This is a genomic window from Mesorhizobium sp. M0598, from assembly GCF_040320865.1.
GTDB lineage: Bacteria > Pseudomonadota > Alphaproteobacteria > Rhizobiales > Rhizobiaceae > Mesorhizobium.
In genome coordinates this window covers 225,159-238,156 of record NZ_JAMYQL010000007.1, presented here as the reverse complement: position 1 = coordinate 238,156, position 12,998 = coordinate 225,159, and the positions used below count along the sequence as shown (strand labels likewise).

Annotated in this window: 15 protein-coding genes; 2 read left to right on the top strand and 13 right to left on the bottom strand. The window is 59.3% G+C overall.

Annotation, left to right across the window (positions count from 1 at the left end; translation table 11 throughout):
• Positions 1–146: 146 nt before the first annotated feature.
• From NKI59_RS12665 to NKI59_RS12655, 3 genes are all read right to left on the bottom strand, one after another.
• Positions 147–566 carry a VOC family protein gene (locus NKI59_RS12665; RefSeq protein WP_352704584.1) on the bottom strand — a complete coding sequence of 140 codons (420 nt, stop codon included), beginning with the start codon at positions 564–566 and terminating at the stop codon, positions 147–149.
• A gap of 73 nt (positions 567–639) precedes the next feature.
• On the bottom strand, positions 640–1,467 hold the full coding sequence (locus tag NKI59_RS12660; RefSeq protein WP_352704582.1) for a helix-turn-helix domain-containing protein: 828 nt from the start codon (positions 1,465–1,467) through the stop codon (positions 640–642).
• A gap of 111 nt (positions 1,468–1,578) precedes the next feature.
• Entirely contained in the window at positions 1,579–1,749 is a 171-nt protein-coding gene (locus NKI59_RS12655) for a hypothetical protein (RefSeq protein WP_023676480.1), read from the bottom strand.
• A 153-nt stretch (positions 1,750–1,902) separates the two neighbouring features.
• On the opposite strand from NKI59_RS12655, the gene NKI59_RS12650 reads away from it, so the two are divergent.
• A complete protein-coding gene (locus tag NKI59_RS12650; protein ID WP_352704580.1) occupies positions 1,903–2,334 on the top strand; it encodes a TerB family tellurite resistance protein in 432 nt (143 codons plus the stop codon).
• A gap of 317 nt (positions 2,335–2,651) precedes the next feature.
• On the opposite strand, the gene NKI59_RS12645 is transcribed toward NKI59_RS12650, so the two are convergent.
• The 10 genes from NKI59_RS12645 to NKI59_RS12600 form a co-directional block, all read right to left on the bottom strand.
• Complete coding sequence (locus tag NKI59_RS12645; protein ID WP_352704578.1) at positions 2,652–3,086, bottom strand: hypothetical protein; 435 nt, start codon at positions 3,084–3,086, stop codon at positions 2,652–2,654.
• A gap of 134 nt (positions 3,087–3,220) precedes the next feature.
• Entirely contained in the window at positions 3,221–3,421 is a 201-nt protein-coding gene (locus tag NKI59_RS12640) for a DUF4926 domain-containing protein (protein WP_352704576.1), read from the bottom strand.
• Between the two features lie 138 nt (positions 3,422–3,559).
• Complete coding sequence (locus tag NKI59_RS12635; protein ID WP_352704574.1) at positions 3,560–3,754, bottom strand: hypothetical protein; 195 nt, start codon at positions 3,752–3,754, stop codon at positions 3,560–3,562.
• A 139-nt stretch (positions 3,755–3,893) separates the two neighbouring features.
• A complete protein-coding gene (locus tag NKI59_RS12630) occupies positions 3,894–4,517 on the bottom strand; it encodes a DNA polymerase Y subunit UmuC family protein (protein WP_352704572.1) in 624 nt (207 codons plus the stop codon).
• Between the two features lie 293 nt (positions 4,518–4,810).
• On the bottom strand, positions 4,811–5,275 hold the full coding sequence (locus tag NKI59_RS12625; protein ID WP_023676473.1) for an Imm26 family immunity protein: 465 nt from the start codon (positions 5,273–5,275) through the stop codon (positions 4,811–4,813).
• A 446-nt stretch (positions 5,276–5,721) separates the two neighbouring features.
• The gene (locus NKI59_RS12620; RefSeq protein WP_352704570.1) at positions 5,722–7,341 is read right to left on the bottom strand and encodes an ABC transporter ATP-binding protein; all 1,620 of its coding nucleotides are present in this window, start codon (positions 7,339–7,341) and stop codon (positions 5,722–5,724) included.
• The gene (locus NKI59_RS12615; RefSeq protein ID WP_352704568.1) at positions 7,338–8,207 is read right to left on the bottom strand and encodes an ABC transporter permease; all 870 of its coding nucleotides are present in this window, start codon (positions 8,205–8,207) and stop codon (positions 7,338–7,340) included. Before NKI59_RS12615 ends, NKI59_RS12620 begins: the two co-directional genes overlap by 4 nt.
• Complete coding sequence (locus tag NKI59_RS12610) at positions 8,204–9,151, bottom strand: ABC transporter permease (RefSeq protein ID WP_352704566.1); 948 nt, start codon at positions 9,149–9,151, stop codon at positions 8,204–8,206. Before NKI59_RS12610 ends, NKI59_RS12615 begins: the two co-directional genes overlap by 4 nt.
• A gap of 234 nt (positions 9,152–9,385) precedes the next feature.
• Positions 9,386–10,864 carry an ABC transporter substrate-binding protein gene (locus NKI59_RS12605; protein ID WP_352704564.1) on the bottom strand — a complete coding sequence of 493 codons (1,479 nt, stop codon included), beginning with the start codon at positions 10,862–10,864 and terminating at the stop codon, positions 9,386–9,388.
• Between the two features lie 130 nt (positions 10,865–10,994).
• Positions 10,995–12,284 carry an acetylornithine deacetylase/succinyl-diaminopimelate desuccinylase family protein gene (locus tag NKI59_RS12600; protein ID WP_352704562.1) on the bottom strand — a complete coding sequence of 430 codons (1,290 nt, stop codon included), beginning with the start codon at positions 12,282–12,284 and terminating at the stop codon, positions 10,995–10,997.
• A 222-nt stretch (positions 12,285–12,506) separates the two neighbouring features.
• Here NKI59_RS12600 and NKI59_RS12595 point away from each other — a divergent pair, with 222 nt between their 5' ends.
• A complete protein-coding gene (locus NKI59_RS12595) occupies positions 12,507–12,935 on the top strand; it encodes a L,D-transpeptidase (protein WP_023676467.1) in 429 nt (142 codons plus the stop codon).
• Positions 12,936–12,998: the final 63 nt, after the last annotated feature.

Below are 12,998 nucleotides of genomic sequence, written 5' to 3'. Positions count from 1 at the left end.
GAAAACGACGCAAAACAACCGTTGCAGGCAGGGCGCCGTCCACATATGGATCCCAGGGTCTCCGCGACGCCGCTTCGCGGCTGCTACGCCCCAGGATGACGAAATTGGGAGGCTTCGGCCAATCCCGAATGTGCAGCGCTACCAGTTCATGCTTTCTCGTCAGCCTTCGGCCAGTAGGTGCCGAACGACCAGACATTGCCTTCCGGATCGCGGCATATGAATTCGCGGCTTCCATAGTCGCGGTCGGTGAGTTCTTCCAGAATCTCGGCGCCGGCGGTTTTTGCCCGCGCGTATGCCGCGTCTGCGTCAGCGACCGCAACGTAGATCGACTTGCCGCCGCCCGAACCGGGCGCGCCGACCATCTTGCCATAGGCATCGTCGCGCGCCGTGCCGAGCGTGATGATCGAGGAGCCGAATGCGAGTTCGGCGTGGTGCACCACGTCGCCTTCGCCGTAGCGGGCGCGAACGCTGAAGCCGATGGCCTCGCACAGCCAATCGATCATCTTGCCGGCATTCCTGTAGCGCAGCGCCGGATAAAGCCGCGGTGGTTCAGTGGTGTTCGGCATGGCAGATCTCCTTCAACGGGTTGGTCGATCAACCCAGTCTGGGCGAAGGCCGGTTGCGCGTCTTGAAGAAATGTTACCTAGCGGCAAGCGCCGTCGGCGCGACGCCTGCCAGGTCGCGAAACTCGCGTACCAGATGCGCCTGGTCGGCATAGCCGCAGTCGGCGGCGATGTCGGCCCAAGCGCTGTTGGCCTGTCTCGACAGGCCAAGCGCATGGTTGAAGCGGACGATGCGCGAGAGCGTCTTGGGTCCAACGCCGATCGCATCCGAAAATTTTCCGGCGAGATGCTTGCGGCTCCAGCCAAGTTTTTCGGCAAGCGTCGAGATGCGGGTCCGGCCACTCGTCGAAACGATCGTCTCATAGGCCCAGACCATTTCGACTTGAGTGCGGTCTGCGGCTGCCAACCGATCCGCGACGAAGGCCTCAACGATGGCGAAGCGTGTGCTCCAATCCGGCAAATTGCCGAGCCTTTCGCGAAGTGCAATGCCGTCAACGCCGAGCACGTCATCCAGGCCGACCATGCGGTCGGTCAGTTCGCTCATCGGCCGCCCGAAGAAGCGACGAGCGCCGAGCGGGGTGAAATTGATCTGCACACAGCAGGCGCCGCCGAAGGATTCGATCACTACCGGCCCGGCATAAAGGCCGGCGGCAAAACTGGCGAAGCGGTCATTGTCGCTGGGGTCCCTGCCGAGCCCGATGGCAAAGGGTTCGGCAAAGCTGATGACCAGCGGCACGGTCAGCGAGGCATATTCGATGGCGCGAAAATGGCCTGGCATGGTTTCGCGAAAGCCGCACATGTCGGTGACGGCGCCCTGAAGCCGATGGCTCGGCGCGCGCCGCACCATCTCGAACCGATCGAGCCCTGGGCTTTCGTGGCGGCTGCCGTCTTCGCTGTCGGGCATGCGCTTTCCTTCCGCCACGCGACTTTAACAGACCATCCGTCGGAATCAAAAGCGCCCGGCTTTTGGCCGGGCGCTCCGAGTTGCCTGAGATTCGGAGTTGTCTGGACGTGTTTAAGCCCCGCGCATCAGGCAGCCGGCGGCCAGCACGATGTAGGCGATGACGACAATCCACGCGGCATTCAAAGGGATAAACGCAAGAACGCCAAGCGCGGCGAGAACGCCGATAATGGCGATAACAAGGGATATAATGAAAATAAGCTGGGTAGGCGCACTGAGATTCATGTTCGGTCCCTCCTCAACATGATTCGTACAACGGCATAGTATCAGGCGCGCGGTCACACACCAATGAGCGCACGCAGGCGGCTTTTCCACCATCGCACCCCGTTTGCGCCAAGCCGATTCCGCGCTACCTTCCCGACGAATCGGAAGGGGCTGATGGCGATGGGATTGCTGGACCAGATACGCTCGATCTTCGACGGCGATCCTGGCGTGCGCAAGGTCGCGGACGATCCGGTGCTGTCGGCGGAGCTGCTCATGCTGTTCCGCATGATCCTGGCCGACGGTTCGGTCAGCGAAAGCGAAATGACCGCCTTCAGGCGTATCTGCCGGGACGCCTTCGGCATTCCCGAAACCAGCATCGACAGCGTCATCGAATATCTCAACGAATTCGGCTACGAGACCAACGGCTCGCAGGCCGTCGCGCAGTTCCGCGACCTCGACGTCGAACGGCGCAAGCTGCTCGCCCGCCACATGGCCGAAATCGCCAAGGCCGATTCGCAACTTGCCGGGAACGAAATGCAGCTGTTGCGCCGCACGCTCGACCTGCTCGACATCAGCCCGGCCGATGTAGTGAAGCCGCAAGGCTGAGGCATCGGCTGACTGTTGACGTTCTGAACGTCATTTTGTCTGTCGTAGGCCATCCTCCAAGGATAGCCTGTCACAGAAATTACCGTGTCTCACTTACGGGGTGCAGTGTATTCGCGGGTGGCGCACGGGTATGGGATAGTTTGCCAAGCGCACGTCACTGTCACCACTACTCCTCAAGCGTCAAATGTGATGAATTGAGTATAAACTTGTGGCCAAAGAAAATAACGGTGCATTGGTAAAACATATATGCCGCGATCGGATCTTGATGATCCGGTTCCGCGTTATATTCTTCAGTGCTGTATTACTATCATAGTGCGCTATCTCTTTCTCTTATGCCGGGCAATAAAAGCAACGGAAATCAAAGAGAATGCAGCCATAATTGCGAGATACGCGACAGCTAATTCGCTTTCACCCAAGGCACCTGAAATCAAAAAATGAATGACAGTAATTAAAAGTAATACATAGTGATACTTCTGGATCATACCCAAATTATATATCATGTTTATGTTTGATTTTGTATACGACCATCCGGTCCAGTCATTTTTGAAATTCCTCTCCAGATAACCGATGGGGTGTTCGAAACGATTAAGAAGCTCCGCTAACCTTCTTGGAAATGCAAAGGAGGCAGCAAGTATCGCGAAAATAAAAACCACCATCCAGGCGGATTCACCCCACGCCAGCGAAATAGGAATGGTCGCAATCGACGTCCATACGGATGTTACTGAGAATATCCTCTCAAAAGTCCCGTTCATATCCATAGTCTCTGCGCTTCCGATCTTCTAGCTATTTCGACCGAGCGAACACAACAAAAAGTGCACTGTCACCGTAATTCGCACTGTCATCGCAATTCGGATAGGCGATATGGAAAAGAGTTCGCTGTAATTCCTTACACAGCAATCAGTACGAACTGGCTTGGAAGTAAGGCTAATTGAGCGATGGTCTTCCCATTTTCGTCACTAAATTCAATCTCGTATGCCTCCTCAGGATAAGAATACTCTTCAACAACCACTCCTAAAGCTCCGGCCCGAAGTGATCCTCCCGGCATATCACAAATCAATCTCACAACGTCGTTGATCTTTGGTTTCATAGGATAACTCTACTTAACGAATAGAGTCGTCAGCAACGGGACGTTCGAACCGGGGCTAAAATCCACCCGGTGCGAACCTCAGCGGTACCGGCCGGACCTGTAACAGTTATGTCCACCGTATATCGAGCTCCGTATTTATCAACAACCCGTCTGGCCAGAGGCATCGCGCACGCTGGTCGTGGTGTGGGTCAGCGTTCCCAGCGTGACGTGCTGGCGGGCGAGCTTGCCAAAGCCGTCATACTTGTTGCCTTGAGTTGCGGCAGGGTTGGTGGAGGTGGTGAGCTGGCCCACATTGTAATTGCCGGCCGCCGCTATGCGTGCGAGGCGGGCCATGTGGTCAATCTACGTGCAATGATATCCGGACGAACGCGATAAAAGTGCACCGAAATTGCGAAATTCTCTCCAATGCCTGCCGCACAATAGCGGCCACTAAGTAATGACCCGCGTCATAACTAGGATCTGTGAATGGCAACTAACGACCTTGTGCACTGGCCCGATAATCCAACAACTCTTGCATTTCTACAATCTCTTCCCCGTATTGTCCCGTGACCTTAATGGTGTGGGTGTCAAGATCAACCAGACTCTTCAGGAACAAAATGGTGGGCCGCGCGTGCTCAATTGGAACTAAACCTAAAAGCCTTATCGCATAGAGCGAATTCGCATCCCCGCCTCCTTTTTGGGCCAAAGACATTTTCAATTCTTCCTGCAATTTTTCAATATCGTCGTAAATGCCAACATAAGAGTCCGTAAGCGATCGAGTTACTTGATCAAAATCTTTCGTTCTCTCGTCCAATTGCAATGGAGTCGCAAGATTCTTATCAATCAATCTCGTCCATATAAAAAGGTAAAGTGCACCAGTATCCTCATTAAATTCTTCATATTTCGTATTCCAGTCTATGAACTCCTTCGCAATTTGCGAGGTTACGCGTGATATACATTTCTCCTCAACTGCTCGCCAAGTGAACGGCCAATTATCGACAAAGATTCCATTTGAACAGTTCAGTATCTCAGGAGTTGATGGCACAGTACAGGCCGATCCTCCGAAAACCAAAATTGCAACAAATCCGGCAATTTTCAATGCTGTTTTAAAATGCATGATGGCAACTCCTCACGGACCAATTGGGAAATCATTTACCTGTAAACTCGCACTACCCACCTTATTCGGGCCGATTACATTCATAAGCGAGTTATAGTCTTTATTGTTCTCCACCAAACAAACCCAGTGACATCCCTCCTTCACCAGTCGTGGGGCTCCTCCCCGGATGAATAGTCCGCCCGATGCAAATTAGCCGCTGACGCCGCCAAAAAAGTTCCGCGCGGCATTGACGAGAGGCCGGCTAGTGGGAGTCACCGTAATTCGTAATTCACATCGTTACCGTCATTCCTTGATCAATGGGGTTTCAGCTGCTCGATCAGAATCAATTCGACGGCTTGATATCCGTGTAAACCGTCCTGCTCCAAATCGCCCGCCGAAGCTACGCTAGTTTGGCTCTCTAGCTTCGATGGATCAGACTCTGAGTATTTTCGAATAAGAATTCGGTTGGAAAGGCTTTCTTTGTGAACGAAGGTTGGCATAGGCCATTTGTCTTCTGCCCAGCTCTTCATTTGACCAATAATTGGCCAAGTTCCATTTATTAAACCGAGATCGCCACACCGTAGGCACCTGACTGCATTATCTGGACTAAGGTCATTTAATTCATCCGCCTTTGGCAATTCCAGACGCATTGGTCCAAATAGATATGCTAGAATAATCTTTCCCATTGGGGCCATATGAGCTACCAAGCCAAGCCCATAGCCACCTGATCTCAACGGAATGGCAAATAGGGTGCCTTCCTTGTAGGGTAGCTTTCTCACTTTAAGTTTCCCTTTACTACAGATGCCGGCGTGATGCGGAAGGCGCGAGGGGTGATTAGTTACGGCTTGTTGGAGCGCCAAGCTCTCGTGTGTTTGGGGGCTATCCGTTGCTGCCAGTCGTTTTGCTTAGCTTAAGCGCGACGATGCGGAGAATACGCGGCAGGACAAAGCCGAACGGGCGAGGCAGAAAACATACATTAATACCGTAATTTCCAAACCTAAGTTCGCTAAATCTCCTTCGCGCGCAAAGGGACGATCAGGTCCGGGTTGCGCGATCGGCGATCGGCCCAATGGCCCCATATTTTTCTACTTTCATAGGCTGGCCACAAACAGTCGTCTCCACCACGTCGCTAACCACCGGAGCCTCCTCGTGGGGCGAGCCACCGGTCTCGCCCCGTCCTTCGGACCCCACAGTGGGAGAACGGAAGGCCCGTGCCCCTTGCTGCTCAGCCCTGTTCGTGCAGCCGTTTTGCAATCGCCCGGTGCAGGTCTGGAGCAGCAGTGACCAGCGCCTTGGCCGCCTCGGACTGCGGGTGGTCGAGCACTTCGTTCGTCCTGCCGCGCTCGACGATCTTGCCATCATGCATGACCATCACCTCGTCGGTGATGGCGCGGGCGACGGTCAGATCATGGGTGATGAACAGATAGGCGATGCCGAGTTTTTGGTTGAGCTCGGCGAACAGATCAAGAATCTGCGCGCGGATCGAGACGTCGAGCGCCGAGACCGGCTCGTCGGCGACGACCAGCTTCGGCCGGGTGATGATGGCGCGGGCGATCGACAGGCGCTGGCGCTGGCCGCCCGAAAACTCATGCGGATACTTGTCCATGTCGCCTGGTGAGAGGCCGACCTCGTGCAGCGCATACGCCACCATCTCGCGCCGCGCGGCGGGCGCCGGCTTCTTCTCCAGCACATGCAGCGGCTCGGCCACCAATCTCTCGACCTTCTGGCGTGGGTCGAACGAACCATACGGGTCCTGGAACACGACCTGCATGTCGCGCCGTGCCGGCTTCAGCTCCGCCTCGCTCTTGCCGGTAAGGTTATCGCCGCGGAAGCGGATCGTACCGGCCGTCGGCTTGTCCAGTGCCAGGACCATGCGAGCAAGCGTCGACTTGCCACAGCCGGAACGGCCGACGAGCGCCATCGACTGGCCGGGCGCCATCGAGAAAGAAACATCGTCGACGGCGCGGATGGGAGCCCCTCGCTTGAGCAGCGATATGCGCCGTGCCGGATAGTCGCGCGTCACGCTGTCTACCTCAACCAGAGGTTTTCCTTGGCCGACGCTGTGCCTAGCCCGCGCGGGCACATGCATCGAGGCCTGCGCCAGCTGGCGCGTATAGGGATGAAGCTGTCCGGACAGAATGCGCGCCGTGTCGCCGGCCTCCATCACCTCGCCATGGCGCAGGATGGTGATGCGGTCCGCCATCTCGGTCACCACGGCGAGGTCGTGCGAGATAAGCAGCAGCCCCATGCGGTTTTCCGCAACGAGGTCGCGCAGCAGGTCGAGGATCTGCGCCTGCAGCACCACGTCGAGCGCGGTCGTCGGTTCGTCGGCGATCAGCAGCTTGGGCTTCAGCGCACAGGCGATGGCGATGACGACGCGCTGGCGCTGGCCTCCGGACAGCTCATGCGGATAACGCGACAGCGGGAACTGCGCCGCCGGCAAGCCGACCCGGTCGAGCATTTTTCGCGCCCGTTGCTCGGCGTCAGCGCGGCTCGCCCTGGTGTGCCAACGAATGCCCTCGGCGACCTGCTCGCCGATGGTCTTTACCGGGTTGAGCGCCGTCATCGGCTCCTGGAACACCATGCCGATGTCGTCGCCGCGCAGCGCGCACATCTGATCCTCGCTCGCCGCCAGGATGTCGATGCCGTCGAACGTGACGCGTCCGCTGGCGTGCGCCGCCCAGGGCAGCAACTGCATCACCGCGAGCGCCGTCATCGACTTGCCGGAGCCGGATTCGCCGACCAGCCCCATGACTTCACCCGGCGCGACGGAAAGCTCAACGTCTCTGAGGATACGGGTGCCGCCGATGGCCAGCGACAGGTTCTCGATTTCGAGCAGGCTCATCGCTGCCGCCGCGACTTCGGATCGAGGATGTCGGCAATCCCGTCGCCGAGCAGGTTCAGGCCAAGCACGGTGATGACGATCGCCATGCCCGGAAAGATCGCCATCCACGGCGCCACCACCATGCGGGTCTGGGCGTCGAACAGCATGCGGCCCCAGCTCGGCATCGGCGGCTGCGTACCCAGCCCGACATAGGAAAGCCCGGCTTCGGCCAGTATGCCCAGCGCGAACTGGATGGTGCCTTGCACCAGCAGCAGCGTGGCGATGTTGGGCAGCACATGTTCGATGCTGATCAGCGTCGTGCTCTTGCCGGCGGCGCGGGCGGCGAGGATGAATTCGCGCGGCCAGATCGCCAGGGCGCCGGCGCGGGCGACGCGCGCGAAGACCGGGATGTTGAAGATGCCGATGGCAATGATGGCGTTGAACGCGCCGGGCCCGAAGATGGCGGTGATCATGATTGCCGAAAGCAGCGCCGGAAAGGCGAAGACCAGGTCGTTCAGCCGCATCAGCACGTCATCAACGAAGCCGCCGCGCGCCGCGGCAAAGGCGCCGAGCGGCACGCCGATGCCCATGCCGATGCCGACCGCCACCAGCGCCACGGCAATCGAGTTGCGGGCGCCGACCATGATCATCGACAGGATGTCGCGACCGAAATGGTCGGTGCCGAACCAGTGCGCCAGCGACGGCGCCTGGGTCTTGTCGGAAATGACCAGTCTGGTGACGTCGTAAGGCGTCCACAAGAAGGAGAGGATCGCGACCGCCGCCACCAGTGTGGTGACGACGAAGCCGGCGAGGAACGAACGGTTTCGAAACGCCTTGGCCAGGATGCTGGCAAGGTTCTCGTCGGGGATGTCGATGTGCAGCGTCATTGCCGGCCTCTCAGGCGCGGATCGACCACCGCATAGGAGAGATCGACAACGAAATTGACGACGATGACGGCGGCAACCAGCAGCATGACGACGCTCTCGACCACGATCAGGTCACGCTGGTTGATTGCCTGGAACACCAGCCGCCCGAGGCCGGGCAAATAGAAGACGTTCTCGATGATGATGGTGCCGGCAAGCAGGAAGGCGAATTGCAGGCCTAAAATGGTGACCACCGGGATCATGGCGTTGCGCAGCGCATGCCGCCACAAGACAAGGCGATAGGGCAGGCCCTTGGCGCGGGCGGTGCGGATGTAGTCCTCGTTCAGCACTTCGATCAGTGCCGAGCGGGTGACCCGGGCGAGGATCGCCGCCTGCGGCAGAGCGAGGGCGATTGCCGGCAGGAGCAGCGATTTCAGCGCCGGCCAGACGCCGGCGCTCCAGCCGGGAAAGCCGCCGCCGGGCACCAACCGCAGCCAGACGGCGAAAAGATAGATCAGCATCAACGCGAACCAGAAGTTGGGCACGGCGACGCCAAGCTGGGCGGCGCCCATCGCGATCGTGTCGCCGGCGCGGCCGCGTCGGCTGGCGGAAAACAGTCCGACCGGAATGGCAATGACGGTGGACAGCGCCAGCGCCATCAGCGCCAGCGGCAGCGAGACGACGAGGCGCTCGCGGACCAGATCGATGACCGGCACCGAATAGGTGTAGGAACGGCCGAAATCGAGGCTCAGCAAGCCGCCGGCCCAGTGCAGGTAGCGCAGCACGACGGGAGCGTTGAGACCCATCTGGTTGCGCAGCAATTCGATCTGGTCGGCACTGGCGTTCAGGCCAAGCATCAGCCGCGCCGGGTCGCCGGGAATGATCTCCAGCACGGCAAAAACGACCATTGAGGCCAGAACCAGCGTGACGACGGCGATGGCGAGGCGCTTGAGGAGGTAGGCGGTCATGAGCTGCCTGATGCAAGCACTGGGCGAAGGTAGCGTTCCCGCCCACCCCCCTCTGTCCTGCCGGACATCTCCCCCTCAAGGGGGGAGATTGGCAGTTTCCACGCCCGTCTTCTCTTCAATGCTGGAGATTGGCGAAAACCGGAGCGACGTCCGATCTCCCCCCATGAGGGGGAGATGTCCGGCAGGACAGAGGGGGGTGTGACGGAGTGCAACTTTCGCCCTTCTGTCAGCGGCTCAATCCGTCCACTTCACCTTGGTCAGGTCGTTGGCCTGGATCGGGGCGTTTTCCCACAGGCCCTGCAGTTTGGCGTCCCAGACGCCGACCTTCGGCAATTCGTAGAGGAAGCCGACCACGGCGTCATCGGCCAGGACCTTCTGCGCCTCGCCGAGCAGCGTCATGCGCTTGGCCTCGTCGGAGGTAAGGTTCAGCTCGTCGATGATCTTGTCGAAGGCCGGGTTGTCGTAGTTGAAGTAATAGTCCTTGCGCGAATAGATATCGATGTCGTTAGGCTCGGTGTGGGAAACGATGGTCAGGTCGTAATCCTTCTTGGTGAAGACCTGGTCCAGCCACTGCGCCCATTCGACCGGGATGATCTCGAGATCGATGCCGATTTCGCGAAGCTCCGAGGCGATGATCTCGCCACCAAGCCGCGCATAGGAGGGCGGCGGCAGCTTCAGCGTCGCCTTGAAGCCATTCTCCAGGCCGGCTTCCTTCAGCAACTCCTTGGCCTTCTCCACATTGTGCGGATAGAGGCCGGTGAGGTCGACATAGGCTTTGCTGGCGGGCGACATGTGCGAGCCGATCGGCACGCCGAGGCCGGCCGAGGCGCCGTCGATGATCGCCTTGCGATCGAGCGCAAAGGAAATCGCCTGCCTTACCTGCAGCTTGTCGAAGGGCGGCTTCTTGTTGTTGATCGACAGGATGGTTTCACCCTCGGTCGAGCCGATTACCACCTTGAAGCGCGGGTCGTCCTTGACCTGGGCGACACTGTCAGGGTCGAAGAACGGAAAGGCCTGGACGTCGCCGGAAAGCAGCGCCGGAACGGCGGCGGCGGCATCTGGAATGATGCGGAATTCGGCCTTGTCGAGGAACACCGGGGCGCCCCAGTAATTGTCCGACTTGACCAGCGTGATCGACGAGCCCTTGGCCCAGTTCTGGAATTTGAACGGGCCGGTGCCGATCGGTTTTTCCTTGTTGGTGTCGGCTGTCTCAGGCGCGACGATAACCGCGTCGCCCCAGCCCATATTGTAGAGGAACGAGCCTTGCGGGTTCCTCAGCGTGACATTCACCGTCGTGGGATCGACGACCTCGACCTTGTCGATGGCGGCGAACAGGCTCTTTTGCGCGTTGACGGAATTGTCGGCGCGGGCACGATCGAGCGAGAATTTCACGTCGTCGGCGTTGAAGTCGCTGCCGTCATGGAATTTCACGCCTGTATGCAGCTTGAAAGTGTAGACCTTGCCGTCGTCGGAAATGCTCCAGCTTTCGGCGAGATCGGGCAGCACCTCGCCGTTCGGGCCGATGCGGGTCAGGCCCTCGAAGACATTGGCATAGAGCACCTCGTCGATCGCCGCCGCGGCGCCCGCCGTCGGATCGAGATGCGGGGGTTCGAGCGTAATGCCGATGACCAGGTCGGTGCGCGCGGCCATCGCCGAGGTTCCGGCGGCCAACGCCAGCGCCGCGGCGGCCAGAATGGTTTTCCACAATTTCATCTGCAACTCCCCATATGCTAAAACACGTGCTCAAACCCGGGCGGATAGAAGCGTGAATTCGCCGCCGAGTAAATTGCGTTTCGTACCGTCCGCCATCGCCGGGAGGAATGTTTTTTCGCCCATGGCCGGATCATCGCGGGCCGGCGTCCCTCAGCAGAACGTCGAGGCCGATCGCCATCACCTTTGCCGAGTCCAGCATGTCGGCAATGCCGACCCATTCATCGGGCCGGTGGGCGAGATCGAGGATGCCCGGGCCATAGGCGATGCAGTCATAGATGTGGCCGATACGGGCGATGTGCTTCTGGTCGTAGGTGCCGGGCGAAATCACGTAATCCGGTTCGCGGTCGAATATCTCCATGATGCCTTGCGCGACCGCCTTCGCCACCGGTGCGTCGCGCTCGGTCATCAGCGGCAGCACTTCCATCAGATCGCGGATTTCGTAATCGAACTTTTTGCGCTCGCGCTTCAGCCGTTCGAGGATATCGGTCACCTCGCTCTTGACCGTAGCGAGATCCTCTTCGAGCAGAAAGCGGCGGTCGATGGTCAGCCGGCAGGAATCGGGCACGTTGGGCGAGGGCAGGCCGGGCCGGAAATCTTCCGTCTGGCCGCCATGGATCGCGTTGATGTTCATGGTCGAGCGCTTTGCGCCTTCGGGCACGACCGGCATGCGCGTCATCTTGCGGTCGAGCGCCGGAAACAATTCGTCCTCGAAGGCCCGCAGCACGGCGCCCATATGGCGCACAGCATTGTCGCCGAGGAACGGCATCGAGCCGTGCGCGATCTCGCCCTTGGTCTCGATCTCCGCCCACCAGACGCCGCGATGGCCAAGGCAGATGCGATCCTTGTTGAGCGGCTCGGGAATGATGACGTGGTCGACCTTCGGCCTGGAGAAATACCCGAGCGTGGCCAGATGCGCGACGCCGCCAAAGCCGCCGGACTCCTCGTCGACCGTGCCTGAAATCTCGATGGCGCCGGGAAAATCGGGAAAGACCTCCATGAAGGCTTCAGCGGCGATGATCGAGGCCGCAAGCCCGCCTTTCATGTCACAAGCGCCGCGGCCATAGACCTTGCCATCCCTGACGATGCCGGCGAACGGATCGAGGCTCCAGCCGTCGCCGGGCTCGACGACGTCGATGTGCGAATTGAAGTGCACGCAAGCACCCGGCGCCCGGCCATCGAAACGGGCGACGACGTTGACGCGCGGATAATGGTCACAGTCGCCGGGCGCGCCCTCGGCACGGATGAATTCGATCTCAAAACCGCGCTTCTTCAGCCGCGCGCCGATATATTCGGCACATGGCCGATAGGCTTCGCCGGGCGGATTGATGGTCGGAAAGCGGATCAGATCCGCAGTCAGTGCAACCAGATCATCGGCTCGGTCATCGATAGCCTTGAGGAGCTGTTCGTTCGGTTCGTTCATTCGGCGAATTGAGCAGCGGATGAGGGGGTTTTGCAAGCCCGATGGCGAATTGCGAGGCGATTGCGTGTCGTTACAGCAACTATTGCGGGAAATCGTTCAAATTCGCTGCTTTGGATTGGTGAAATCGTCAGGGAGTGGGTGTTAGCTCGCTGGCTTGCCATCAAAACGCTGGAGAACAGCGCGAGGGCAGGCAGGCAAGGGGCATCAAAGGGGTTTGATTGCATGAAAAACACTGTTCTCATGGCAGCGGCATTGATGGCGATGCTGTTCGGTTCGTCGTTCGAGAGCCGGGCGGCCAGCCTGGTCGCGAACATCGATATTTCCTCACAGACGATGACGGTAAGATACGGGCTTTCGTATTACCGGTGGAGCGTTTCCACCGCCCGCAAAGGCTACATCACGCCGCGCGGCAGCTATCGCCCACAGCGGACGGCCCGGATGTGGTATTCGCGCAAATACGACATGTCGCCGATGCCCTATTCGGTGTTCTTCCGCGGCGGCTATGCTATCCACGGCACCGGCGCGATCCGGCAATTGGGACGCCCGGCATCGCATGGCTGTGTGCGCCTCCACCCCAGCAACGCCGCCGCATTCTATTCGATGGTGCGCAAAGCCGGCTTCGGCAATACGCGGATCCTCGTGACGAATTAGGGCCTGCTCCTCGGCCCGCAATAAAAAACCCGCCGGAGCGGCGGGTTCGTCGGGGCCAAATAG